Below are 23,571 nucleotides of genomic sequence, written 5' to 3'. Positions count from 1 at the left end.
GGCCCTCGGCACCTCTCGGTCCATTGCGATTCTTTGCGTGGTTTCACCAAGCGGCGCTTATGGATGTGCCCCGACCTGCGGCTTCGGTCAGTGCTGCGGCACCGCGCAGCCGTCCGGACCGCACGCGTCCGCGTCCCCCTGGTCGATGAGCGTCAGCGGCGACCGCTCGCCCCACGCCTGCGTGAGCGCCTGCTCGAAGACCTCGGCGGGCTGGGCGCCGGAGACGCCGTACTTGCGGTCGAGGACGAAGAACGGCACTCCGGTGGCGCCGAGCTCGGCGGCCTCGCGCTCGTCGGCGCGGACGTCGTCGGCGTAGGCGTCCGGGTCGGCGAGCACCTTGCGGGCGTCGTCGGCGTCGAGTCCGGCGGCGACGGCCAGCTCCACGAGCCGCTCCTCGCCCTCGGCGAAGACGGACCGCTCCTCGGCGAAGTTCGCCCGGTAGAAGACCTGGATCAGCGCGTCCTGCCTGCCCTGTTCCTTGGCGAGGTGCAGGAGCCGGTGCATGTCGAAGGTGTTGCCGTGGTCGCGGCCCTCGGTGCGGTAGTCGAGCCCCTCCGCGGCGGCCTGCGCGCCGAGTTTCGCCTCACCGGCCTGCGCCTGCGCCGCGCTCATGCCGTACTTCTTCGTGAGCATGGTGATCACGGGCTGGATGTCGCCCTTGGCGCGCCCAGGGTCCAGTTCGAACGAGCGGTGCACCACCTCGACCTGCTCGCGGTGCGGGAAGGCCTCGAGCGCCTTCTCGAAGCGGGCCTTGCCCACATAGCACCAGGGGCAGGCGATGTCGCTCCAGATCTCGACGCGCATGTCTTCGGCTCTCCAGGTCGTACGGGATATGCGGAGACCCCCTCCGCCTAGTGCGTGAACGTTCAAACAGCGGCGTTCATTCCCCGGGCACGCGGTAGCGCAGATTCAGGTGGTGGTCCCCTTCGGCGGGCGGGTCGTCCGGGTCCGGGATCCAGCCCTGACGGGCGTAGAAGGCCTGGGCGCGCCGGTTGTCGGCATGGACGTCGAGCACGGCCGTGAGCTTGCCGTCGGCCCGCCACTCCTCCGCACAGGCCGTGTGCAGGGTCGTACCGACACCGCGACCCCAGTGCTCGGGATCGACATGGAACTGGAACAGCTTGACCGTGTCGGCGGGGGCGCCCTCCGGGGTGCGGAAGGAGGCCAGCCCGATGAGGCGGCCGTCCTCCACGACGCACAGCACATGCCCGTCCGGCCGCGCGATGGCGCTGTGCCAGGCCGCGAGCCAGTCGGTGCCGTCCTGCGGGAGCCCGTCGGGGTAGTAGGTCGCCCGGGCACGCGCGTGCAGGGCGGCGACCGTCTCCGCCTCGGCGGGCAGGACGGTACGGATCACCCGGGTTCCGGTAGCTCTGTGGCCGATCATGCAGCGGAGGACGTGCCGTCGGCCGCTGCGGTTCCGAGCCGGCTGAACTGCGCCCGGTAGCCGCTCGGCGTCAGTCCGGTACGGCGGACCAGATGCCCCCGCAGCGAGTCGGCCGTGCCCAGGCCGCAGGCGCGGGCCACCTGGTCCATGGGCAGCGCGGTGGTCTCCAGCAGCTCCTTGGCGCGCTCGATGCGCTGGTGGAGCAGCCACTGCAGCGGGCTCACCCCGCTCTCGGCGTGGAACCGGCGGGTGAGGGTGCGCACGCTGACGCCGGCGTGGCGGGCCAGGTCGGTGAGGGTGAGCGGCTTGTCGAGGTTGCGCATGGCCCAGCCGCGGGTGTCGGCGCAGGCGTTGCCGCGCTCGGGCGGCAGCGGGGTCTGCGTGAACTGGGTCTGGCCGCCCGGCCGTACGGGCGCGACGAGGGCTTGGCGGGCGACCTCGTTGGCGACGGCGGCGCCGTAGTCGGTGCGGATGATGTGCAGGCACAGGTCGATGCCGGCGGCGTAGCCGGAGGAGGTGACGTACGGCCCGTCCTGCACGTAGAGCACATCGCCCCGCAGGTCGACGTGCGGGTAGCGTCGGCGCAGCTCCTCGGCGTGCGCCCAGTACGTCGTGGCCCGGCGCCCGTGCAGCAGGCCCGCCTCGGCGAGTTGGAAGGCGCCGGTGCACAGGGACGCGATCCGCTTGCCGGTGTCGGCGGCCTCGCGGACGGCGGTGACGATCCGCGCGTCCGGCTCGAAGGGTTCCCCGGTCCCGGCGACGAGCACGGTGTCGGCCTCCCGCATGGCGTCGAGTCCGTGCCGTACGTACAGGTCGAGCCCGCCGCTGGTGGGCACAGGTCCCGGATCGGCCGCGCAGATGACGACCTCGTAGCCCGGCCGCCCGGCCACCTCGACCTTGCCGAACAGCATCTCCGGGATGGCGAGGTTGAACATCGAGACCGGCGACGGTGCGACGACGGCGATGCGGTGCGGGGCGCGCGACTGGGGCATGGCCAGAACCTCCGGGTGCATGGCATTCCGGCCACTACTGTACGACGGCGCGGATCCGCAGCATGGAGGCATGTCCACCAACCAGACCCTCAAGGTCGATGAACTCGCACTCTCCCCCGCCGGGTTGGGGCCCAAGAGGCCGTCCTCCGCCCTCACCCTCACCGCCGGCCTCCTCGGCTTCGCGCTGGTCTGCCTCGACGCGTCCATCGTGAACGTGGCCCTGCCCGCGATCGGTTCCTCCCTCGGGGGCGGAATGTCCGGCCTCCAGTGGGTCGTGGACGCCTACACCCTGGCCTTCGCCGCGCTGATGCTGTCCACCGGTGCGTTCTCGGACCGGGTGGGCGCGAGCCGGGCGTACGCGATCGGTGCCGCCGTGTTCACGCTGGCCTCGGCGGCCTGCGGTCTGGCGCCGAACCTGCCGGCGCTGATCGGGGCGCGGGTGGTGCAGGGCGTGGCGGCGGCCGTCGTGCTGCCGGCCTCGCTGGCGCTGGTGCGGCAGGCGTACGCCGATCCGGCGCGGCGCGCCCGTGCGGTGGCGGTGTGGGCGGCGGGAGGTTCGGCGGCGGTGGCGCTGGGTCCGGTGGCGGGCGGTGTGCTGACCACGGCCTGGGACTGGCGCGGGATCTTCTTCGTCAACCTTCCCGTCGGCGCGCTGATCCTCGTGCTGCTGCTGCGGGCCCCGCGCTCGCAACGCCGTCCGGCGCCGCTGGACGTGCCCGGCCAGGTGACGGCGGTGGTGGCGCTCACGGCGCTGACGTTCGCGGTGATCGAGGGCGGGACGGCCGGCTGGGCGGCGCTGGCGGTGGCCGTGCTTGCGGTGGTGGCGTTCCTCCGGGTCGAGGCACGGCACCCGCACCCGGTCGTCCCGCTGAGTCTGTTCCGCAACCGGACCGTCGCGGTGACCGTCGCCGCGGGAGCGGCCGTCAGCGTGGCCTTCTACAGCATGGTGTTCGTCTTCTCGCTCTTCTTCCAGCAGGTGCAGGGCCGTTCGGCGCTCCAGGCCGGGCTGATGTTCCTGCCGATGACGGGCCTGATCGCGGTGACGAACGTGGTGGCCGGCAAGCTCGCGGGACGCCACGGCGCCCGGCTGCCCATGCTGGTGGGGCAGGGCCTGGCCGTCGCGGGCCTGCTCGCGATGCTGTACGTCGACGCCGACACGCCTGCGACGCTGGTGGCCCTGCTCCTCGTCCCCATGGCGCTGGGCTGCGCGCTGACGGTGCCGCCGCTCACCGCGGCGATGATGGACGCCGTACCCGCCGAACGGGCGGGCCTGGCGGCCGGTGTGCTCAACGCGGCGCGGCAGATGGCCGGGGCGCTGGGCATCGCCGTTTTCGGGGCGCTGATCTCCGGCGATTTCGTGGCCGGGATGCGGCTGAGTCTGGGGATCAGCGCGGCCCTGCTCGCGGTGACGGGTCTGCTCAGCTTCCGTCTCGCAGGTCCTTCGGCCAGTCGGGCCTGAACTCGAGGTGGTCGTACGTCACCACGCACCCCTCCCCCATCGGCGACTGCGTCATGAAGCCGACGAGGGCCGCACCGGTCTCCTCCTCGTCGCCGAGGGTGAAGAGCCGGACGAAGGTCCACCGCTCGCCGTCGCGGGAGGCGTGGAAGGCGAAGGCGCGGCCGGTCCGGCTCACCCTCAGCCACACCGAACTGCCCTCCACGGTGAAGGAGTTGGCGTCGTCGGAATGGCCCCGGGTGACGACCGTGCAGACGGTGGGCACGTCCGGGGAGTTCTCCAGGCACAGCTTGGCCCAGGCCCGCTCGCCGACATGGACGTAGAGGACCCCGGCGTCGAAGGCGCCCGCGAATCCGACGGTGACGCGGGCGATCAACTGGAAGTCGCCCTCGGGCGCGCCGAGCAGCCGGGGCGCGTCGGAGGCGGCGTCCAGGGCCTCCCCGGTGGGCGGCACGAAACGGTCCTGCCGGGCGCCGGCCCAGCCGGAGAGCATGCCGTCCTCGTAGGACCAGTGGCCGTCGGGGCCGTAGGTGCGCAGCAGGAAGGGCAGTTCGGGGAGTTTCAGGTCCATGGCGGGATTCTTCCAGGCGGGGCCCGGCGGCGGAGGCCCCAGGGGTGGTCCCGTCAGCGCGACTGGAGTGCGTCCAGGGCCACGGCCTGGGCGATGGCGAGACGCAGGTCGAGATCGGGCGAGGCGACATCGACGAGATAGCGGTCGCGCAGCCCTATCTTCTTGTCGACGCTCATCACCTGCTTGTCGCCCGAGGTGAAGTCGAAGTGGTACGGCCACACGAACGGCACCAGGTCGAGCGGCAGCAGCTCCCAGACCCGGCGCAGCACGGCCACGACCCGGTTGCGCTCCTGCCCGAGGGCCGCGACCGAGCCCGACTGGTCCAGCTCCCAGGTCGAGCGCAGCAGCGAGGCGGCGAACTTCTTGCGGAACGTGCCGACGAGGTTGTCCGTGGCGTCCCGCACGTCGTAGACGGCGCCGACGTCGAGGACCTGACGGGCCTGGGCGGTGAACAGGACACGGTTCTTGGACTCGTCGGTGTAGAAGGTCATCCGCTCCTTGAGCGTCATCCGCTTCTGCTCGGCGAAGGCGAGGACCCGGCCTTCGGAGCCGTCGGGCAGCGTCTCGGCCACGACATACCGGTTGACCATGAAGGTGGTCTTCTGCCGGATGGTGAAACGCTCGTTCGCCTGCTGTCGCGCGCTGTCCACTGTTTCGCTCCCCGAGCCGCTGGTCTCCGCCGCCGGCTCCGTCGTCCGGCGATTCCATCCTCACCGCGCGACCCGGCCCGGGGCAGTCTCCGTAAGTCGTCGTCCGCAACGACCAAAGAGGACGGCCGCGGTGGGGACCGGGTGTTCACTTTCGTCGTTCGCGGGTGCGCCGAAGGGCGGATGCGGGCGGCGGGGGGCGGCTGTCTATCGTCTGCGGGTGGACGCAAGCCTGACACCCCGTACCGACCGGCCGCTTCGCGCCCGGCTCGCCGCCGCCTCCCCGTGGCCCCGTAAGCGGATCGTCGGGGAGGCCGTGCTCACGGTCGTGCTCGCCGGGACGGCGGGTCTCTTCGACGGCGATGCCGGGTTCGGAGCGCGGGGCGTCGCCGTGGCCCTGGCCGTCGCCGTACTGACGCTGGCCCGCCGGTCGCTGCCGGCGACGGTGCTGCTCGTCTCGGCGGCCATGGCCGGGGCGGTGACCGGCGCGGCGCTGCTGCTGACGTACGCGAGCTGGTCGGCGGGCAGCCGCATCATGCGTCCCGGGCGGGCACTGGCCGCCTACGCCGCGGGATTCGTCCTCTACTGCGCCGTGGGCGCCCGCAGCGCGGCCGACGAGGAGATCCAGCTGTCGCTGCTCATGACGGCCGCGCTGGCGGCGGCGACGTTCCTGGCGATGGTGGTCGTGCCGGGTCTCGCCTCCCGCTATCGCGCCCAGCGTCACGCGCTGCTCGACGCCCTGCAGCGGCACAACGCCCAGCTGGTGCGCGAGCAGGCGATGGTGGCGCGGCAGGCCCGCCTCCTCGAACGGCAGCGCATCGCCCAGGACATGCACGACAGCCTCGGCCACCAGCTCGCGCTGATCGCCGTGCACACCGGGGCGCTGGAGGTGGACCCGGAGTTGGGCGACCGGCAGCGGGAAGGGGTGGGCATCCTCCGGGAGGCCTCCCGGGCGGCGATGCGGGAGCTGCGCGAGGCGGTGGGCATCCTGCGGGACGGCGTCGAGGCGCCTGCCGGGCAGCGGCCGGACGCGGCCGACGCCGAGCCCCCGACGGCCCGCGTGGCGGCCGCCGTCGACGGCCTCGTCGAGGCGTCGCGGGCCGTGGGCGCGGCGATCGAGCTGCACCGCTCCGGCACCGTACGTCCCCTCGCGCCCGCCGCCGACCACGCGGCGTACCGCATCGCCCAGGAGGGCCTGACCAACGCGCACAAGCACGCGCCGGGCGCCCCGATCACGGTGGCGCTGCGCTACGAACCCGACAGCCTGGTGGTCGAGGTGGCCAACGGGCCCGTGCCGGCCGGGGCACCGGCGGCCCCGCCCGCGGTGAGCGGCGGCCAGGGCCTGGCGGGCCTGCGGGAGAGGGCACGGCTGGTCGGCGGCATGGTGCACACCGGCCCCGGTCCCGACGGCGGCTTCCGCCTCGCCGGTGTGCTGCCCTACGGCGGTGGCGAGTCCCTGCCCCGCCCGGACGGCGCGACCTCCGTCGCGTCGGACGACGACTTTCGGGGGCAGCCCGGCGGGGGCACGGCGGGCGACGGTGGAGCGGTCATCGACCGTTCCGATCCGCAAGGGGAGTTCGCCGCCATCATGAGCAGCAAGAAGAAGGTCGCCCTCGGCTGTGCCGTCACCTCCGTCGTCCTCGTCGTGGGCGTTCTCGCCCTCGTTGCCTGGGGGTTGATGGCGCTGTTCGACGAGGTGGAGAGCGGCACCATATCGCCGGGCGTGTACACGTCCGCGAAGGTCGGCGACGCCGAGAAGGACGTGAAGGCCAAGCTGCCCGAGGGCAGTTCCCTGCTCACCGAGGGCCAGGAGAAGAACGGCCCGCCGCTGCCCGAGGGCGCGACGTGCCGTCACTATCTGGACATGGACGACGACGTCGTCTACCGGTTCTGCTTCCGCGACGGGAAGCTGGTCGCGAAGGAGACCTTCAAGGACGAGCTCTGAACGGCGGCACCGGGTCGCACGGGTGACCGGATCCGGCATGATGGCGGGGCTCTGCCATCCGCTCATCACACCGACACCGTGCAGGAGGCCGCGTGATCCGGGTCCTCGTCGCCGACGACGAGCCGCTCATCCGGGCCGGCATCAGGATGATCCTCACCTCTGCCGACGACATCGACGTCGTCGCGGAGGCGGGCGACGGCCGGGAGGCGGTGGAGACCGCCCGGAGCACCGCGGTCGACGTGGCCCTGCTGGACATCCAGATGCCGGTGATGGACGGGCTGACCGCGCTGGCCGAGCTCGGCCGTGCCGCGCCGGGGGTGCGCGTGCTGATCCTGACCACGTTCGGCGAGCGCGACAACGTCCTGCGGGCCCTCGGCCACGGCGGCGCGGGCTTCCTGCTGAAGGACTCCGCGCCGCAGGAGCTGATCCACGCGGTGCGCGCGGCGGCGGCCGGCAACGCCTATCTGTCCCCGGCCGCGACCCGCCACGTCGTGGACATCCTGGCCTCCCCCGCCGCCACCGCGCGCGGCGAGGAGGCCCGCCGCCGGCTGGCCGACCTGACCGCCCGCGAACGCGAGGTACTGGCCCTGCTGGGCGAGGGCCTGTCGAACGCGGACGCGGGCGCCCGGCTGCACATGAGCGAGGCGACGGTGAAGACGTACGTCAGCCGCATCCTGACCAAGCTCGACTGCGAGAACAGGGTGCAGGCGGCCCTCCTGGCCCGGGACGCGGGCCTGGAGGCGGACACGAACTGACCCCCAACGCGGGCGGCCGCAACGCCTTCAGGGGCGCGGGGAACTGCGCGACCAGCCACGACGGCGCCGCGGACTGACGACGGCCGAATTCCCCGGCACTCCCAGCGAAGCGCTCAGCGCTCCAGCGTGCCGTTGAACCGACGGGGCAGCCCCAGCGGGTTGTCGTCCCGCAGCTCCACGGGCAGCAGCGCCTCGGGCGCCCCCTGATAGGCGACCGGCCGCAGCCACCGCTCGATGGCCGTGCCGCCGACCGACGTCGACGTCGAGGTGGTCGCCGGGTACGGACCGCCGTGATGCTGAGCCGGCGCCACGGCGACACCCGTCGGCCACCCGTTCACCAGCACGCGGCCGGCCAGCGGCGTCAGCTCCGCGAGGATCTCCGCGCCGCGCCCCTCGCCCGCCGCCTCCTCGGCCGACAGGTGAACGGTCGCCGTGAGGTTGCCGGGCAGCCGGGACAGCACGGCCTGGGCCTGGGTGTCGTCGTCGTAGCGGACGATGACCGTCACCGGCCCGAAGCACTCCTCCAGGAGCAGGTCGTACGCCCCCTCGGCGGTCAGCTTCTCGGCCGCGACCGTCAGGAACCCGGCGCTGACCGTGTGCTCCCCGCCGGCTCCCGGAGTCACCGGCGACTCCACGTCCGGCAGCCCGGTGCGCTCGGCGACCCCGGCGATGAAGTTGTCCCGCATGCGGTGGTCCAGCAGGACGCCGGCCTCGGTGTCGCTGACGGCGTCCGTGAGCGTCTTCAGCAGCCGGTCGCCGGCCGCACCGGTCGGCGCGAGCACGAGACCGGGCTTCACACAGAACTGGCCGACGCCCAGCGTCATCGAGCCGGCCAGCCCCGTGCCGATGGCCTCGGCCCGCTCGGCGGCGGCGGCCTCGGTGATCACGACGGGGTTCAGGGAGCCCAGTTCGCCGTGGAAGGGGATCGGGACCGGACGGGCCGCGGCGGCGTCGAAGAGGGCACGCCCGCCCCGTACCGAACCGGTGAAACCGGCCGCGGCGACCAGCGGGTGCCTGATCAGCTCGATGCCGGCGTCGAAGCCGTGCACCAGGCCCAGCACGCCCGCCGGGATGCCGTGCTCGGCGGCAGCCGTACGCAGCACCTTGGCGACCAGCTCGGACAGCGCCGGGTGGTCGGGGTGGGCCTTGACGACGACCGGGCAGCCCGCGGCCAGCGCGCTCGCGGTGTCGCCGCCGGCGACGGAGAAGGCGAAGGGAAAGTTGGAGGCCGAGTAGACGGCGACGACGCCGAGGGACACCTTGTAGCGGCGCAGGTCCGGGATCGGCGGGGTCGCGGTGTCGTCGGGGTGGTTGATGACGACGTCGAGGAAGGCGCCCTCGTCGACGATGTCCGCGAAGGCCCTCAGCTGGTAGCAGGTGCGGGCGAGTTCACCGGTGAGGCGGACCGGGCCGAGCGCGGTCTCGGCGTCGGCGGCCTCGACGAGGTGGTCCTTGGCGGCCTGGAGCCGGTCGGCGGCACCGCGCAGGAAGGCCGCGCGGACCGTGCGGTCGGCGAGCGCACCACGCGCCTCGTGCGCGGCGCGGACGGCGGCGTCCACCTCCTGGGCTGTGGCCTCCACCGCAACCTGTTCACGCTGCTTCCCGGTTCGGGGGTCGACACTCCAGACTGGTGCTGCTGCCACCGCGGGTCCCTCCACATGTAATGCCGCAGTACTGGGTCATCCACCAGGGTCGTTCGATATACTGAACGTTGTCTCTGATGATGAATATGCTGCGGAGACTATTTCCCGTCGAACGAAGGGGTCAAGGGCGATGTCGGCTGTCGAGACGGGGGGCGGAGCGCAGGTCAAGTCCGCGGTACGGACGGTTGAACTGCTCGAATACTTCGCCGGACGCCCCGGTATGCACTCCCTCGCCGCGGTCCAGGAGGCCGTCGGTTACCCCAAGTCCAGTCTGTACATGCTGCTGCGCACACTCGTGGAGCTCGGCTGGGTGGAGACGGACGCGACGGGCACGCGGTACGGCATCGGCGTACGGGCGCTGCTGGTCGGCACCTCGTACATCGACGGCGACGAGGTGGTCGCGGCGGCGCGACCGACGCTGGACCGCCTCTCGGACGACACGACGGAGACCATCCACCTGGCCCGGCTGGACGGCACGAACGTCGTCTACCTGGCCACCCGCCAGTCCCAGCACTACCTGCGCCCCTTCACCCGGGTCGGCCGCCGGCTCCCGGCCCACTCGACCTCCCTCGGCAAGGCGCTGCTGAGCACCTACACGGACGAACAGGTCCGCAAGATGCTCCCGGAGACGCTCCCCGCGCTGACCGAGAACACGATCACCGACCGCGAGAAGCTCATCGAGGAGCTGCACCAGGTCCGCGAGCAGGGCTTCGCCGTCGACCGCGAGGAGAACACCCTCGGCCTGCGCTGCTTCGGCGTGGCGATCCCGTACCGCACGCCGGCCCGCGACGCGATCAGCTGCTCGGTGCCGGTGGCACGGCTGACGCCCGCGCACGAGCAGATGGTGAAGGACGCGTTGTTCGACGCACGCGACAGGCTGACGCTGGCCACGCGCAGGCTCTGACTCCCTCGTAGGCTCTGACTCCATGGATGTGGAACTCCGCGAGGTGCATGACAGCGATCTGCCGGTCTTCTACCGGCAGTTGAACGACCCGGAGGCCCTGCGGATGGCGGCCTTCACCCCGAAAGATCCGGAGGACTGGGACGCCTTCGACGCCCGCTGGAGGCGGATCCGGTCCTCGGGCGACGTGATGCGCACGATCCTGGCCGACGGTGACGTGGTGGGCAGCGCGGCCGTGTACGGGGAGCCGGGCGAGCGGGAGGTCACCTACTGGGTCGACCGCGCGTACTGGGGCCGGGGGGTCGCCACGGCCGCCCTGCGCGGGCTGCTCGCCGAGGTCCCCGAACGCCCGCTGTACGCGCGGGCGGCGGCGGACAACGAGGGCTCGCTGCGGGTGCTGCACAAGTGCGGCTTCCGGGTGACCGCGTACGCGCGGGGCTTCGCGAACGCGCGGGGCGAGGAGATCGACGAGGTCGTGCTGCACCTGGAGGGGTGAGGTCCTCTCCCCCGTGAGGCGGAGCGGGATCATCGCCGTGCAGGAGGCGCCGGCCGGTGCTCTCGCGGGAGCGTGGCCGTATGACGCAGACACTCGCTCCCGACCCGGGGACCGACCACGCCGTCGGCCCCGGCAGGTCCCGTCGCGCCCTGCGGGCCGTCGCCATCGTCTCCTGCGTGCCGTATCTCTCGCTCAAGGCCGCCTGGATCGCGGGGAGTCGGATCGGCATCCCGGACGGCAGCCCGCTGCTGGAGCACCGGGCGAGCATGGCCGTCGCCAACAGCGTCACCGTGCTCATGGACGCGGCCGTCATCGTGCTCGCGCTGCTGCTGACCCGGCCGTGGGGGCTGCGGGTGCCCGCTTGGCTGCTCGCCCTCCCCGCCTGGGTGGCCACCGGGCTGCTCGCGCCGATCATGGCCGGGTTCCCGATCCAGCTCGTCGTCGACGCGCTCGGCGGGCCCACGAACACCACCGCCGATGGTGAACCGTTCCTCGACGCCTGGGTCTTCGGGGTCGTCTACACCGGGTTCATCGTGCAGGGACTCACCCTCGGCGCCCTGCTCGTGCTCTACGCCCGCGACCGCTGGGGCCGGCTGTGGGAGGGGCGGGTCTGGGAGCTTCCGGTCGGCCTCATCGGGGCGGCCCAGCGTGCCATCGGCGTCGCGGCGGCCGGCTGCGCGCTGCCGGCACTGGTCGCCCACCTGCTGTGGGCGTGCGGCGGCACCGCCGGGCTCGACGCGACCCGCCTCGCAGACCGGACCAGCGGCTTCTACGTCATGGAGGCCCTGTCCGCCGTGTTCCTCGCCATGGCCGTCACCGGCGCACTCCTCCTCGCCTTCCGGCGCGGCCGGACCCTGCCCGTCGGGCTGCCCCTCGCTCTCGCCTGGGTCGGCTCGGCGGCCGCGGTCTGCTGGGCGGGCTGGTTGTCGCTGGCCCCGCTCACCGACGTGGCGGACGGCCCTTCACCGGCGCTGAGCCTCACCTACGCTGGCCAGATGATCGTCGGCATCCTCGTCGCCTGCCTCGGGGTCCACTTCCTCGCGGAGCGCTCCGCGAGCCGGAATCGTCGTACGGCGTGAGCGGGTTGATCGGGTTGCTGTTCGGGCGGCGGGCGCGCCGGCGCTGGATCCATCTGATCCTCGGCGGCGCGCTCGCCATGCCGTACGTCTTCGTCGGCCAGCTCGTCGTCGGTCCCGCCACCAACTCGCGCTACGTCTTCAACGATCTCCCGCTCCAACTGCTCTCCTTCGCCGTGGGATTGCCCCTTGCCACCCTCACCGCGGCCCTGTTCCCGCTGACCCGGCCCATGGAGGCGGGCGCGGTGCGGTCGCTGTGCGGTGTCGACGCGGGCCTGCTCGCCCGCGGACCCGCCCGTACGCGGGCGGCGAAGGGGCGGGCGGCGGCCTGGTTCACGCTGCATCTCGGGTTCGGCGGGATCATCTCGGGGATGTCGCTGGCGGTGCCGCCGTTCGCCGGGTTCCTCACCGCGCTGCCGCTGCTCGTGTGGCTGGGCGGCGCCCGGCTCGTCGACCTGCCCGAGGCCCTCGACCAGACCTGGATACTGGCGCTCGCGCCGGTCGCGGGCGTGGCGACGCTCGTCGCGCTCGCCGGCTGCGCGGCCGGCTGCGGCGCGCTTCTCGCCCGCTGGGCGCCCGCGTTGCTCGGGCCCACGCCCGAGGACCGGCTCGTGGTGGCCGAGGCGCGCGCCGCCGACCTCGCCGTGCGCAACCGGCTCGCGCGCGAACTGCACGACTCCGTCGGCCACGCCCTGAGCGCCGTCACCCTGCAGGCGAGCGCGGCCCGCCGGGTCCTCGACACCGACGCGGAGTTCGTCCGTGAGGCCCTCGCCGCGATCGAGGACACGACCCGGCGCACGGTCGGCGAACTCGACGCCGTGCTCGGTGTGCTGAGAGACGGCGACGCACCCGGTACCGCCCCGGCGCCCACCCTCGCCGCCGACCTCGCCGGGCTGCTGCGCCGCACCCGCGCGGGCGGGCTGCGGGTGACCTCCACGGTCGACGCAGACCCCGACGCCCTGCCGCCCGTCCTGTCCCGTGAGGCCTACCGCATCGTGCAGGAGGGGCTGAGCAACGCCCTGAAGCACGCCGGGGAGCGGGTGAGCGTGACCCTGCGGATCCTCATCGCCGAAGGGCACCTGGAGATCACCGTGGAGAACCCGCTGACCCACGCCCCCACCTGCCGCCCCGGCGGCGGCCACGGCCTGCGCGGCATCGCCGACCGCGCCCGGCTGCTGGGCGGGACCGTGGCGGCGGGGCCGGCGGACGGCTGGTGGAGACTGCGCGTACGGCTGCCGATGACCTGCCCGCCGACCCCGAGGGAACGCCCATGACGCCCCGCCCCGCGATCCGTGTCGTCCTCGCCGACGACGAGCGCATGGTCCGCAGCGCCCTGCGCGCCATCCTCTCCGCCGAGCCGGACCTGGAGGTGGTCGGCGAGGCGGCGACCGGCGCCGAGGCGGTGTCCCTCGTGCGGGAGCGGCGGCCCGACGTGGTCCTCATGGACGTCCGGATGCCCGAGATCGACGGCATCCGGGCCACCGAGCAGATCCTCGCCACCCTCGACGAACCGCCCCGTATCGTCGTCGTGACCACCTTCGAGAACGACTCCTACGTGTACGACGCCCTGCGCGCCGGAGCGGCCGGGTTCCTGCTGAAGCGGGCGGACGCCGACGCGCTCGTGCAGGCCGTACGGCTGGTCTCGCACACCGACACCCTGCTGTTCCCGTCGGCCGTACGCACCCTCGCGGCCGAGCACGCGCGCGCGTACCCCGCGCCGCCGCCCTGGGTGGCGAGGCTCACAGGCCGGGAGAGCGAGGTGCTGCGGCTGATGGCGCAGGGCCTGACCAACGCGGAGATCGCACGGCGGATGGAGGTCGGTCCGGCCACCGTGAAGTCGCACGTGGCGGCGGTGCTGGCGAAGACCGGCACCCGGGACCGCACACAGGCCGTGATCGCCGCGTACGAGGCGGGCTTCATGAACGCCCGATGAGAAATACGGGCGCAAGGGAACGATTGCCCCCATCCGGATCGTCCTCTCGAGTGGGATGAACAAGACGATCAGGCGGGCGTCCGTCTTCACGCTGCTCCTGGTGTTCGCTCTGCTGGTCAGGGCGACCTGGGTGCAGTTCTACGAAGGCCAGGCCCTCGCGGACGACAAGGACAACCGGCGGAACACGATCGCGCTGTACAGCCAGCCGCTCGGCAACATCATCGTGGGCGGCGAGGCGGTCACCGGCTCGGCGCCGACGAAGGGCAGCGACCTCGCGTACAAGCGGACCTACACGGACGGCTCGCTGTACTCGGCCGTGACCGGCTACAGCTCGCAGGCGTTCGGAGCCACCCAGCTGGAGGGCATCTACCAGGACCTGCTCGACGGCAGCGACACCCGCGTCAAGAGCGTGATGGACACGATCACCGACAAGCGGGCCGATCCGGGCAATGTGGTCACGACGATCGACCCGGGTGTGCAGAAGGCGGCGTACGAGGCGCTCGGCGACAACAAGGGCGCCGCGGTCGCGATCGACCCGAGGACGGGGAAGATCCTCGCGGTCGTCTCCACTCCGTCGTACGACCCGTCGCGGATCACCACGGGCGACTCGGAAGCCTGGAAGCAGCTGACCAAGGACGCCGAGAAGCCGATGACGAACCGCGCGCTGCGGCAGCCGCTGCCGCCGGGTTCGACGTTCAAGCTGGTCGTGGCGGCCGCCGCGCTGGAGGACGGCCTGTACTCGTCGGTGGATGAGAAGACGGACAGCCCGGACCCGTACCCGCTGCCGGACACCAACCGGAAGCTGGGCAACGAAAACCCCAACGCCCCCTGCAAGGACGCCTCGATCCGGGTCGCCCTGCAGTACTCGTGCAACAACGTCTTCGGCAAGATGGCCGTCGACCTGGGCCAGGACAAGGTCAGGGAGACGGCCGAGAAGTTCGGCTTCAACGACGAGGAGCAGGACGTCCCGGTGCGGGCGTACCCCAGCGTGTACCCCTCCGACATGGACAAGCCGCAGACCGCGCTCTCGGGCATCGGCCAGTTCGACGTCACCGCGACCCCGCTGCAGATCGCCATGGTGTCGGCTGCCATCGCCAACGGCGGCAAGTTGGTCTCGCCGCACATGGTGTCGCAGATCACCGACGGCGGCGGCGATGTCCTGGAGAACTACGACGACAGCGCCGAGACCAAGGAGATCGTCAGCTCGGACACGGCCGAGCAGCTCCAGTCGGCGATGCAGACGGTCGTCGAGAAGGGCACGGGCACGAACGCGCAGATCCCGGGCGCGACGGTGGGCGGCAAGACGGGCACGGCCCAGCACGGTGAGAAGAACAGCAAGACGCCGTACGCCTGGTTCACGTCGTACGGGAAGGCCGACGGCAAGGAGGTCGCCGTGGCGGTGATCATCGAGCAGTCGAACGCCGCCAGGTCCGAGGTCAGCGGCAACGGGCTGGCCGCCCCCGTGGCCAGGAAGGTGATGGAGGCGGCGCTCAAGAACTAGCGGGTCACTTGACGCCCAGGAACTGCTCGATCGGGTTGATGGCGAAGTACACCAGGAACAGCGCCGACGTTCCCCACAGCAGCCAGTGGATGTCCTTCGCCTTGCCCAGCACCGTCTTGATCACGACGTAGGCGAGGAAGCCCGCCCCGATGCCGTTCGTTATCGAATAGGTGAAGGGCATGACGGCGATGGTCAGGAACGCCGGGATGGCGATCTCGTACCTGTCCCAGTCGATGTGCTTGACCTGGGTCATCATCAGGAAGCCGACGGCGACGAGCGCGGGGGCGGCCGCCTGGAGCGGGACGATGGTGAGCAGCGGGGTCAGGAAGAGGGCCAGGGCGAACAGGCCGCCGGTGATGAGGTTGGAGAAGCCGGTGCGCGCGCCTTCGCCGACGCCGGCGGCCGACTCGATGTAGGAGGTCGCCGAGGACGAGGAGGCCGCGCCGCCCGCTGCCGCCGCGGCGCCGTCGATCAGCAGCACCCGGCCGAGGTTCGGCACCTTGCCCTGCTCGTCGAGGAGTCCGGCTTCGGCGCTTATGCCGACGACCGTGCCCATGGTGTCGAAGAAGTCGGACAGCACCAGCGTGAAGATCAGCAGCACGACGGTGATGGCGGTGGTCTCGCCGAACGCGCCGAACAGGCTGAAGTCGCCGATGAGTCCGAAGTCTGGGGTGTCGACGACCTTGTCGGGCCACGCGGGCGTGGTCAGACCCCACGCCTTGATGTCGGCGACCGAGTTGATGACCATCGCCAGGACCGTCATGGTCACGATGCTGATCAGGATGGCGCCCTTCACCTTCCGGGCGAGCAGGGCGATCGTCAGCAGAACTCCGAGGCAGAACACGAGGATCGGCCACCCGGTGAGGGTGCCGGTGCCGCCCAGCTGAACCGGCACGGTGGTGTTCGCGACGTCCGGGACACGGCTGACGAACCCGGCGTCGACGAAGCCGATGAAGGCGATGAACAGGCCGATGCCGACGCTGATCGCCTGCTTGAGCGGCTGCGGGATGGCATGCATGACGGCCTCGCGCAGCCCGGTGACCACCAGCACGCAGATCAGCAGGCCTTCGAGGACGACCAGGCCCATCGCGTCGTCCCAGGACATCAGCGGGGCGATCTGGAAGGCGACGACGGCGTTCAGGCCCAGGCCGGCGGCGAGGGCGAGCGGGAGGTTGCCGCCGACGCCCATGATGATCGTCATGACCGCGGCCACCAGGGCGGTGGCGGTGGTGAGTTGGACCGCATCCAACTGGTGGCCGAACTTGTCCTTCGCGCTGCCCAGGATGATGGGATTCAGGACAAGGATGTAGGCCATCGTGAAGAACGTGGCGAAGCCGCCGCGTATCTCACGGGCGAAGGTGGAGCCCCGTTCGGAGATCTTGAAGAACCGGTCAAGGCTGTTCACGCCTGGCGGCGGGGCAGTTGACCGGTCGGCCACCTTCGGGGAATCGGACATGGCGGTTGCTCCTTGCTGCCTGACTGATCGGTGTGCGGACGCTGGCTGGATTGTTCCCGCGTTGAACGCGCTTCAGGTTTTCCCCGTGTTACGGAATCAGGCCTACTTTCGTGCGACGTACCACACGTCGTTCGAGACTTCGTACGAACAGGGCATTCGATCGCTGCTACGCTTCCCGACCTCTCTGCATGATCGCGGGATGATCGCCGGACGATCACATGTCATACACATGCCACTCATAGGCAAGGAGGGCCGCCCATGGGCACGGTCGTCGACGACGACGCCTCCGTGGAGTTCCATGCCTTCTTCGAGCGGCACTATGCCGAACTCGCGCGCCTGGCCCACCTGCTGACGGGCGAGGCGGACGCGGCCGACGATCTGGCCGCGGACGCGTTGCTGGCGCTGTGGCATCGCTGGGACCGGGTCCGCGCGGCCGATCGTCCGGTGGCGTACGCACGCGGCGTCGTGGCCAACCTGGCCCGCAGCAGAATCCGCAGCGCGGTCCGGGAGCGGCGACGGGTCGCCCTGTTCTGGTCGCAGCGCGAGGAGAAGGCGGAGAACCCGGACGTCGCGGGCGTCGTCGACGTCCAGGAGGCGTTGCGTGGACTCCCGTTCCGCAAACGCGCCTGTGTGGTGCTGCGGCACGCCTTCGACCTCTCCGAGAAGGACACCGCGCTCGCCCTCGGGATATCGGTCGGTACGGTGAAGAGCCAGACCTCGAAGGGGATGGCCGAGCTGCAACGGCGGCTCGGGACACAGGGCGCTCCCCTCAAGGTGCACGCGGCGGCGATGGTGCGCACCCAGGGCGCCGCGGGAAGGAACCGATGATGCGGCGGGACGTGCACGACGAACTGCGCGCCCGGCTGCACGAGGCGGCCGAGGCGCACGAGCCCGACCGCGAGCGGATCCTGGCCCGGGTCGAGCGCGGCATGGCGGAACCCTCCGGGCAGACCCGCACCGCCCACCGGGCGAACCGCCCGTCGGCGTACGGCTGGTTCCGGGTCGTGAGCGCGACGGCCGCGGTCGCCGGAGTGCTCGCGGTCGGCGGCTACGCGGTGGCGTCCGCCGTGCAGGAGGACACCCCGCAGCAGTCGGTGGCCACTTCACCGACGCCCACCCCGCCCCCGGACGCGTCGAGCGGCGCCCCGGTCCCGCCCGCCCCGTCGGCGGACCCGACGCCCGAGCGGACGCCTGAGTCCCGCGAGACGACCACGGCGCCGACCCGGCGGCCGAGCGCCACGCCCGAGCCCCCCGCCGCGAAGGGCGAGCAGGACGGCCCCCTGTGGTCGGACGGCTCGGTGGACCCGCACAGCAATGACTTCTGGGCACAGAGCAATGTGACCCTGAAGACGAGTGAACAACTCAGCGCACTCACCGTCCGGTTGCAGATCAAGCAGACCGGCGGGGTCAGCACGGCAGGCGCCTGGCGCTCGCTGCCGGAGGAGGACTTCACGCTGACCGTCGAGGAGGAGGACGGCTTCCTCGTCCACACCTGGACACTCAAAGAGGGCCGTACGGTCCGCGAGGGCGCATGGGTGTTCGCGGGGCAGTACGATCATGAGCGAGGCGGCCGGGACGCGCGGGGCGACAGCTATGCGATCACGGCCAAGGCAGGCGGCGAACAGCTCTCCGTGGCGGGCGGCTTCGCGGCACACGGCGACAACGACTCGACGGCCGACGGGGATTCGTAAGGCACGATCCGCAAGCAACCTCCCGCAGTTTCTCGGCATCTGACATCACGAACGCGACCCCTCACCGCGTACGCGTGAGCGGAGCCCCTTGGACCTGCCGGCATGAGCCCCCCTCGGCCGGCAGAGCGGAACGCCCCGCCGGTGACGACCGGCGGGGCGTTCGCGCGTACGCCGAGCGCCAGTTCACGGCGAGCCGATGGTCGGAACGGCCAGCAGGGTGCGTCGGCTGTCGTCAGCACCCCGCCCTCCATGGCTGCCAGTCGCCGAGGTAGGCCGCGCGGGTGGCCGACTCGGCCTGTTCGGCGGTGAGTTGGGGTCGGTTGGCCGGGACGGTGACGACCGCGCCGGGACCGCTGTTGCGGTACTCGGCGAAGCGCTGGTCCTGCCACGGGAAGCTGTCCGACATGTTCGTGTAGGGCGCGACCGCGTCGATGCCGGGGCCGAGGTGGGTGTCCCGGACGACGAGGGCGGGGCGGGCGGTGGTGTCGGAGCTGGGCACCCAGGGGCGGGCCAGCTTGTAGTGGGCGTCCGGGGCCTCACTGCTGATACGGCTCCTGGTCACCAGGTAGCCGCGCGGGTTGGCGCCCGCTGTCGAGGGGGCGAAGGCGAAGCCGTACGGGGCCGCAGGGAGGTCGGTCCGGGTCAGGGTCCGGAAGTGGCAGTGCTCGTAGACGGCCGTGGCCCGCCCGAAGACGAAGTCGACGTCGCCCTCGACGTAGCAGCGCGAGAAGTACTGGCGGGCGAAGACACCGAGGGCGATCGAGTCGGCGTACAGGGTGTCCTGGTGACCGAGGAAACGGCAGTGGTGGAAGGCCGACCGGTCGCCCTGGACCTTGATGGCGACGGCCTGGGTGCCGCTGATGCCGGGGTGGTCGGCGCGCAGCCAGTCGTTGGCGAAGGTGAGATCGCGGGCGGTGAAGCCGTCGGCCTGGACGAGGGTGGTGGCGGAGCCGGTGGTGCCGTAGGTGCCGCCGCCGGGCTTGGGAGTGCCCGCGGCGTTGTCGTACACGATGACGACGTCACGCGGGTCGCCACCGGCGCCGAGCCAGCTCATCCCCGTCCGGGTCACGTCCACGGCCACGGTCTCCCGGTACGTCCCCGGCGCGATGACCAGCGTCCAGCCGCTGCCGGTCGCCGCGGTGACGGCGGCCTGGACGGAGGTGAAGTCGCCCTGTCCGGACGGGTGGACGTAGAGGGTCTGCGGGGTCAGGCGGGCGGCCGGTGAACCGTAGCGGCCGAAGGGGCGGGGCGGCCTGGGGTTGCCGGCGGCCCGGGCGGAGGTCGGCGCGAGGGCGAGCGTGGCGGCGGCGCCGGTGCCGGCGAGCAGGAATCCCCTTCTGGACAGGGGGTGTCGGAGGCGGGGCGAGGGCATGCGGGTGCTCCTAGGGAGTGCGGCTCTTCAGGGGTGCGGTGCTTCCTCGCGTGGGGCGGGCCGGGCCGGGGCGGCGGGCCCCGGCCCGGTCGGGAGAGGAGGGATCAGCGCAGCTTGCCGGCGCCCGCGCGGTGGTCGACGATCCCCGGCACCGCCTTGGGGTGGTCGACCTTCGTCCGCAGGGTCGGCGTCCAGCCGGCACCGGGCTGGAGGGTCTCGCCGGGGATCTCGGCGTTGTGGACGGCGATGAGGTCCGTCAGCCTGCCGTTGACGTAGTTGTTCTCAGCGGTGAGCGGCGCCTCGTTCCACTTCTTCAGCGCCTTGCCGACGCTGACGCCGGGGGCCAGCGAGAGGGCGTTGTCCGTGGCGTACAGCTGCGAGGAGGCGCCGATGCCGAAGACGTACGCATAGTTCTGGTCACCGGTGACGACGAAGTGGTTGTTGTACGAGTCGACCTGCCCGAACCTCACCCGGGGCGCCCGCTCGACGATCCCCTCGAAGCGGTTGTGGTGCAGGGTGACCTTGAGCTTGCCGGTGTCGGTGGAAGCCGCGCTGTCGCTGTTGCCGATCAGCATGGTCTTGTCGTGATCAGTGAACGAATTCCAGGACACCGTCACGAGGTTGGCGCCGCGCACGATGTCGAGGAGCCCGTCGTGCCGCTGGTAGACCTTGCCGAAGTACGTCGGCAAGGTGCTGTCCGGGTACCGGCCGTCGGTGAGCGTGTTGTGGTCGATCCACACATGGGTGGAGCCGTACACCACCACGCCGTCGTACTCGGAGTTCCAGGCGCCGGTCTTGTTGTCGTCGGTCGGGTCCCACTGCGGGAAACAGTCGACGGGGGCCTCGATGGTGAGGTTGCGCAGGATGACGTTGTCCACGCCCTTGATCTGGAGGCTGCCGCCGAGGATTCCGGAGCCCTTGCCGACCCCGACGATGGTGGTGTCGGCCGGGACGTTCGCCTTGATGGCCTGGTCCTGCCGGGCGGCGGACGCGGCGCGCAATTCCTCCTGTTCCCCGCTGACGGGGCTGTCGTGACCCCACACGGCGGGGTCGTAGTCGGCGAGATACCGCTGCAGGTCGTACCCGTCCGCCGCGAAGGCGTCGCAGCCCTCCGACACGGCGTCGATCACGCCGTCGACCTTGATGATCCTGGGCGCGCTTCCACCGTCGGCGAGCGCCCGCCTGAACTCCGCCCAGGTGCTCACGGTGTATACGTGCGCGGCGTCGGCGGCGGCCCCGCCGGTCGTCCCGGCCCCCTCGGAGGCCCAGCCGTCACTCGCGCCGAGGACCTGACGGCCGAGGTCACGGGGCTGTGCCTCCGCCCCGGTGCCGGTGAGACCGAGGACGAGGGCCGTGCAGCCGATCAGAACGGCCGCTCTCTTTGTGGCATGCCCATGCCATATCTGTGCGTTCACTGTGCGGCTCCCTCTTCTGCGATCTGAAGGTTGACTAAGCGGCGGACGCTTCCGGCCAGGTGATCCAGGACTCCAGGATCGCCTCGCCCAGCCGGCGCACGTCCCGCGGGCCGAGCACCCGCGTACGCAGCAGCCCTTGCACCACGAGACGTGCCACGGCGATCGCGCCGGGCGGGTTGAAGTGCGTGTTGTCCTGCTCGGTGGCGGTCCAGTTGAAGTACGTCTTCGTCTCCTCGACCCCGAGCCGCTGCCACAGCGCGAGGGACAGTGCCTGGATGTCGAGCAGGGTGACCCGCTTCAGCTGGGCCAGCGCGCGCATCGCCGCCGGATAGTCGCCGTGGGTCGGCAGAGCGTTGCCGTCACCGTCGAACCTGCGGCGCTCGACGGCGGTGGCGAGTACGGGGTGGGCACCTCGGGCACGGGCGCCTTCGATGTAGAGGCGCAGGTAGTCCTGGTATGTGCTCCAGGGCTCGGTGTACCGCGTGGGGTCGGTGGCCTTCTCGTCGTTGTGCGCGAACTGGATGAGCAGGAAGTCTCCGGGCCGGATGGCGGCGAGGACAACGTCCAGCCGCCCTTCGTCGACAAAGCTCTTGGAACTACGCCCGTTCACCGCGTGGTTGGAGACGAGCAGGTTCTTGCGCAGGAAGAAGGGGAGCGCCATTCCCCACCCGGTCTCGGGTGCGGCGTCGGCGTATTTCTGGGCGGCGGTGGAATCACCGGCGATGTGGAGAGTGCGGTGGCGCTGAGCTGCTTGGGCGATACCGGTGCCCGCTAGGGCGAGGGGAACGGCGGCGACGGCAGCCGAACTGACCTGTCTGCGCGTAAGAGACACAGGGGGTGCCTTTCAGCAGAGGCGAGTCGTCCCACTTAGGGGCGCGGGGAACTGCGCGACCAGCCAGGGACGGCCCGCAGCCTGCAAACGACAGGCCGCCCCACGGCGAAACCCGGCAACCTAGCCGTTCCGTTCCGCCCACTCGGCCTGAGCCTCATTCAGCTGATCGGCCACCGTGTCCAGGAACTCCTTGGCACTCATGTCCCCGTTCAGCACCTTCTGGAGGTTCGGCTCGTTGTCGGCCTTGGAAATGGTGTTCCAGTCGGGCAGGTAGTACGGCAACTGCACGATCGTCGTCGACCCGTCCGTCAACGCCGCGGCAGCCAACTTCGTCGGCTCGGCCTCAGAAATCCACGCGTCCTTCGCCGCGTCATTGTTCGACGGCACCTGCCCGGCCGTCTTGTTGAACTTCGAGTTCTCGTCGTGCGACGTGGCGAACTCGATGAACTTCCACGCGGCGTCCTTGTTCTTGGAGCTCTTGAACAGCCCCATCCCGTCCACGGGGTTGGACACCTGAACCCGCTTGCCGGAGGCGCCGACCGGCTGCGGAATGCCCCGGAACTTGTCCGTACCGAGGGCCTTCACATGGTCCTGGTACGAGCCGAGGTTGTGGTTCAGCATCCCGATCGTGCCGGAATCCCACTGGGCGACCATCTTGGTGAAGTCGTTGTTGAGGTCGGCGGCCGGAGTGACCTTCTTGTACAGCGCGGCGTACTTCTCCAACGCGGCCACGTTCTCGGGGTCGTTGACGGTCGTCTTCGCACCGCTCGTGTCCCAGAAGGACGTGATCCCGGACTGTCCGTACATGGCGTCCAGCGCCTGGGCGATGGAGCCGGCCCCACCACGGATGGTGTACCCGAACTTGTTCTTCCCGGCGTCGGTCAGCTTCTCGGCGGCCTCGTAGAACTTGTCCCAGGTCGCCGGCTCGTCCAGCCCGGCCTTCTTGAACAGGTCGGTGCGGTAGTACAGCACGCCGTTGTTGGCGGAGGTCGGCACCGAGTAGAGCTTGTCGTCGCCGCCCCCCGCGGCCTTCAGCGAGGCGACCATGTCCTCGTTGAGCTTGCCGTTCAGGGAGGACTTGGCGACCCGGTCGTCGAGTGGCTCCAGCGCGTTCTGCGCGGCGAACCCGGCGAGCATCGCCGCGCCGACGCCGCCGACGTCCGGCAGGCCGCCGCCCTGGATGGCGGTGTCCACCTTGGACTGGTAGTCGGTGGACGGGATCCCGACGTACTCGACCTTGATGTCCGGGTTGGCCTTCTCGAAGTCGGCGATGATCTCCTTCCAGATGTCGGTGCGGACACCGCCGTTGTTGTCCCAGAAGACGATCTTTCCGGTGCCGCTGCCCTCGGCGCCCTTGTCACCGCCCGCGCTGCTCCCGTCGTCACCGCAGGCGGTGGCGGTCAGGGCGAGGACGGAGCCCAGAGCGACGGCTACGGCGGCGCGCCTGCTTCTGCGAATGCTGGTCTTCATTGGTCGGCTCTCTTCTTCTGGATCAGACGGAGATG

The 23,571-nt window shown here is 71.2% G+C and carries 22 protein-coding genes; 11 read left to right on the top strand and 11 right to left on the bottom strand.

What is annotated here, in order from left to right; genetic code table 11:
- Window positions 1-87 precede the first annotated feature (87 nt).
- The 3 genes from ACWGDB_RS29185 to ACWGDB_RS29175 all read right to left on the bottom strand — a co-directional run bounded on the left by ACWGDB_RS29185 (window position 88) and on the right by ACWGDB_RS29175 (window position 2,376).
- Window positions 88-804: a DsbA family oxidoreductase gene (locus ACWGDB_RS29185; protein ID WP_453825166.1), complete on the bottom strand. Its 717-nt coding sequence runs from the start codon at window positions 802-804 to the stop codon at window positions 88-90.
- A 76-nt stretch (window positions 805-880) separates the two neighbouring features.
- The gene (locus ACWGDB_RS29180; protein ID WP_453825165.1) at window positions 881-1,384 is read right to left on the bottom strand and encodes an N-acetyltransferase family protein; all 504 of its coding nucleotides are present in this window, start codon (window positions 1,382-1,384) and stop codon (window positions 881-883) included.
- The gene (locus tag ACWGDB_RS29175) at window positions 1,381-2,376 is read right to left on the bottom strand and encodes a GlxA family transcriptional regulator (protein WP_453825164.1); all 996 of its coding nucleotides are present in this window, start codon (window positions 2,374-2,376) and stop codon (window positions 1,381-1,383) included. Before ACWGDB_RS29175 ends, ACWGDB_RS29180 begins: the two co-directional genes overlap by 4 nt.
- Window positions 2,377-2,446: 70 nt before the next feature.
- Here ACWGDB_RS29175 and ACWGDB_RS29170 point away from each other — a divergent pair, with 70 nt between their 5' ends.
- Window positions 2,447-3,835 (top strand): MFS transporter, encoded by a 1,389-nt coding sequence (locus tag ACWGDB_RS29170; protein WP_453825163.1) that lies wholly within the window; start codon window positions 2,447-2,449, stop codon window positions 3,833-3,835.
- Here the strand turns inward: ACWGDB_RS29170 and ACWGDB_RS29165 are convergent.
- Together ACWGDB_RS29165 and ACWGDB_RS29160 are read right to left on the bottom strand one after the other, a co-directional pair.
- Window positions 3,795-4,403, bottom strand: coding sequence for a DUF1349 domain-containing protein (locus ACWGDB_RS29165; protein ID WP_453825162.1), 609 nt, complete (start codon window positions 4,401-4,403; stop codon window positions 3,795-3,797). The two genes, ACWGDB_RS29170 and ACWGDB_RS29165, sit on opposite strands and share 41 nt — an antisense overlap.
- Before the next feature lie 53 nt (window positions 4,404-4,456).
- The gene (locus ACWGDB_RS29160; protein WP_453825161.1) at window positions 4,457-5,053 is read right to left on the bottom strand and encodes a hypothetical protein; all 597 of its coding nucleotides are present in this window, start codon (window positions 5,051-5,053) and stop codon (window positions 4,457-4,459) included.
- Between the two features lie 217 nt (window positions 5,054-5,270).
- Here ACWGDB_RS29160 and ACWGDB_RS29155 point away from each other — a divergent pair, with 217 nt between their 5' ends.
- Together ACWGDB_RS29155 and ACWGDB_RS29150 are read left to right on the top strand one after the other, a co-directional pair.
- The gene (locus tag ACWGDB_RS29155) at window positions 5,271-6,995 is read left to right on the top strand and encodes a sensor histidine kinase (RefSeq protein WP_453825160.1); all 1,725 of its coding nucleotides are present in this window, start codon (window positions 5,271-5,273) and stop codon (window positions 6,993-6,995) included.
- Window positions 6,996-7,087: 92 nt separating this feature from the next.
- On the top strand, window positions 7,088-7,750 hold the full coding sequence (locus tag ACWGDB_RS29150) for a response regulator transcription factor (protein WP_453825159.1): 663 nt from the start codon (window positions 7,088-7,090) through the stop codon (window positions 7,748-7,750).
- Between the two features lie 113 nt (window positions 7,751-7,863).
- On the opposite strand, the gene ACWGDB_RS29145 is transcribed toward ACWGDB_RS29150, so the two are convergent.
- Window positions 7,864-9,393 carry an aldehyde dehydrogenase (NADP(+)) gene (locus ACWGDB_RS29145; protein WP_453825158.1) on the bottom strand — a complete coding sequence of 510 codons (1,530 nt, stop codon included), beginning with the start codon at window positions 9,391-9,393 and terminating at the stop codon, window positions 7,864-7,866.
- Window positions 9,394-9,523: 130 nt separating this feature from the next.
- Here ACWGDB_RS29145 and ACWGDB_RS29140 point away from each other — a divergent pair, with 130 nt between their 5' ends.
- From ACWGDB_RS29140 to ACWGDB_RS29115, 6 genes are all read left to right on the top strand, one after another.
- Window positions 9,524-10,297, top strand: coding sequence for an IclR family transcriptional regulator (locus ACWGDB_RS29140; RefSeq protein ID WP_383597305.1), 774 nt, complete (start codon window positions 9,524-9,526; stop codon window positions 10,295-10,297).
- 22 nt (window positions 10,298-10,319) lie between these two features.
- Window positions 10,320-10,790 carry a GNAT family N-acetyltransferase gene (locus ACWGDB_RS29135; RefSeq protein ID WP_453825157.1) on the top strand — a complete coding sequence of 157 codons (471 nt, stop codon included), beginning with the start codon at window positions 10,320-10,322 and terminating at the stop codon, window positions 10,788-10,790.
- 80 nt (window positions 10,791-10,870) lie between these two features.
- Window positions 10,871-11,869, top strand: coding sequence for a hypothetical protein (locus tag ACWGDB_RS29130; RefSeq protein ID WP_453825156.1), 999 nt, complete (start codon window positions 10,871-10,873; stop codon window positions 11,867-11,869).
- A complete protein-coding gene (locus ACWGDB_RS29125) occupies window positions 11,866-13,140 on the top strand; it encodes a sensor histidine kinase (RefSeq protein WP_453825155.1) in 1,275 nt (424 codons plus the stop codon). Before ACWGDB_RS29130 ends, ACWGDB_RS29125 begins: the two co-directional genes overlap by 4 nt.
- The gene (locus tag ACWGDB_RS29120) at window positions 13,137-13,799 is read left to right on the top strand and encodes a response regulator (protein ID WP_453825154.1); all 663 of its coding nucleotides are present in this window, start codon (window positions 13,137-13,139) and stop codon (window positions 13,797-13,799) included. Before ACWGDB_RS29125 ends, ACWGDB_RS29120 begins: the two co-directional genes overlap by 4 nt.
- 55 nt (window positions 13,800-13,854) lie before the next feature.
- Window positions 13,855-15,300 (top strand): peptidoglycan D,D-transpeptidase FtsI family protein, encoded by a 1,446-nt coding sequence (locus tag ACWGDB_RS29115; protein ID WP_453825153.1) that lies wholly within the window; start codon window positions 13,855-13,857, stop codon window positions 15,298-15,300.
- Window positions 15,301-15,304: 4 nt separating this feature from the next.
- Here the strand turns inward: ACWGDB_RS29115 and ACWGDB_RS29110 are convergent, their stop codons facing one another.
- Entirely contained in the window at window positions 15,305-16,756 is a 1,452-nt protein-coding gene (locus ACWGDB_RS29110; protein WP_453825152.1) for an NCS2 family permease, read from the bottom strand.
- Between the two features lie 258 nt (window positions 16,757-17,014).
- On the opposite strand from ACWGDB_RS29110, the gene ACWGDB_RS29105 reads away from it, so the two are divergent.
- Both ACWGDB_RS29105 and ACWGDB_RS29100 read left to right on the top strand, forming a co-directional pair.
- Window positions 17,015-17,584 carry a SigE family RNA polymerase sigma factor gene (locus ACWGDB_RS29105; protein ID WP_453825151.1) on the top strand — a complete coding sequence of 190 codons (570 nt, stop codon included), beginning with the start codon at window positions 17,015-17,017 and terminating at the stop codon, window positions 17,582-17,584.
- Complete coding sequence (locus ACWGDB_RS29100; protein WP_453825150.1) at window positions 17,581-18,447, top strand: hypothetical protein; 867 nt, start codon at window positions 17,581-17,583, stop codon at window positions 18,445-18,447. The genes ACWGDB_RS29105 and ACWGDB_RS29100 overlap by 4 nt, the downstream gene beginning before the upstream one ends.
- Before the next feature lie 232 nt (window positions 18,448-18,679).
- Here the strand turns inward: ACWGDB_RS29100 and ACWGDB_RS29095 are convergent, their stop codons facing one another.
- From ACWGDB_RS29095 to ACWGDB_RS29080, 4 genes are all read right to left on the bottom strand, one after another.
- The gene (locus ACWGDB_RS29095; RefSeq protein WP_453825149.1) at window positions 18,680-19,819 is read right to left on the bottom strand and encodes a pectinesterase family protein; all 1,140 of its coding nucleotides are present in this window, start codon (window positions 19,817-19,819) and stop codon (window positions 18,680-18,682) included.
- Between the two features lie 104 nt (window positions 19,820-19,923).
- Window positions 19,924-21,234, bottom strand: coding sequence for a pectate lyase family protein (locus ACWGDB_RS29090; RefSeq protein ID WP_453825148.1), 1,311 nt, complete (start codon window positions 21,232-21,234; stop codon window positions 19,924-19,926).
- Between the two features lie 34 nt (window positions 21,235-21,268).
- Window positions 21,269-22,066 carry a rhamnogalacturonan acetylesterase gene (locus ACWGDB_RS29085; protein WP_453825147.1) on the bottom strand — a complete coding sequence of 266 codons (798 nt, stop codon included), beginning with the start codon at window positions 22,064-22,066 and terminating at the stop codon, window positions 21,269-21,271.
- A 120-nt stretch (window positions 22,067-22,186) separates the two neighbouring features.
- Window positions 22,187-23,536 carry an ABC transporter substrate-binding protein gene (locus ACWGDB_RS29080; protein ID WP_453825146.1) on the bottom strand — a complete coding sequence of 450 codons (1,350 nt, stop codon included), beginning with the start codon at window positions 23,534-23,536 and terminating at the stop codon, window positions 22,187-22,189.
- Window positions 23,537-23,571 lie beyond the last annotated feature (35 nt).

It is taken from the genome of Streptomyces sp. NPDC055013 (assembly GCF_053608645.1).
This window is presented reverse-complemented; position numbering and strand designations above follow the sequence as displayed.

Coding starts and splice junctions, on each gene's coding strand:
- ACWGDB_RS29185 (WP_453825166.1), bottom strand. CDS start 804: ATGCGCGTCGAGATCTGGAGCGACATCGCCTGCCCCTGGTGCTATGTG.
- ACWGDB_RS29180 (WP_453825165.1), bottom strand. CDS start 1,384: ATGATCGGCCACAGAGCTACCGGAACCCGGGTGATCCGTACCGTCCTG.
- ACWGDB_RS29175 (WP_453825164.1), bottom strand. CDS start 2,376: ATGCCCCAGTCGCGCGCCCCGCACCGCATCGCCGTCGTCGCACCGTCG.
- ACWGDB_RS29170 (WP_453825163.1), top strand. CDS start 2,447: ATGTCCACCAACCAGACCCTCAAGGTCGATGAACTCGCACTCTCCCCC.
- ACWGDB_RS29165 (WP_453825162.1), bottom strand. CDS start 4,403: ATGGACCTGAAACTCCCCGAACTGCCCTTCCTGCTGCGCACCTACGGC.
- ACWGDB_RS29140 (WP_383597305.1), top strand. CDS start 9,524: ATGTCGGCTGTCGAGACGGGGGGCGGAGCGCAGGTCAAGTCCGCGGTA.
- ACWGDB_RS29135 (WP_453825157.1), top strand. CDS start 10,320: ATGGATGTGGAACTCCGCGAGGTGCATGACAGCGATCTGCCGGTCTTC.
- ACWGDB_RS29130 (WP_453825156.1), top strand. CDS start 10,871: ATGACGCAGACACTCGCTCCCGACCCGGGGACCGACCACGCCGTCGGC.
- ACWGDB_RS29120 (WP_453825154.1), top strand. CDS start 13,137: ATGACGCCCCGCCCCGCGATCCGTGTCGTCCTCGCCGACGACGAGCGC.
- ACWGDB_RS29115 (WP_453825153.1), top strand. CDS start 13,855: ATGAACAAGACGATCAGGCGGGCGTCCGTCTTCACGCTGCTCCTGGTG.
- ACWGDB_RS29110 (WP_453825152.1), bottom strand. CDS start 16,756: ATGTCCGATTCCCCGAAGGTGGCCGACCGGTCAACTGCCCCGCCGCCA.
- ACWGDB_RS29105 (WP_453825151.1), top strand. CDS start 17,015: ATGGGCACGGTCGTCGACGACGACGCCTCCGTGGAGTTCCATGCCTTC.
- ACWGDB_RS29100 (WP_453825150.1), top strand. CDS start 17,581: ATGATGCGGCGGGACGTGCACGACGAACTGCGCGCCCGGCTGCACGAG.
- ACWGDB_RS29095 (WP_453825149.1), bottom strand. CDS start 19,819: ATGCCCTCGCCCCGCCTCCGACACCCCCTGTCCAGAAGGGGATTCCTG.
- ACWGDB_RS29080 (WP_453825146.1), bottom strand. CDS start 23,536: ATGAAGACCAGCATTCGCAGAAGCAGGCGCGCCGCCGTAGCCGTCGCT.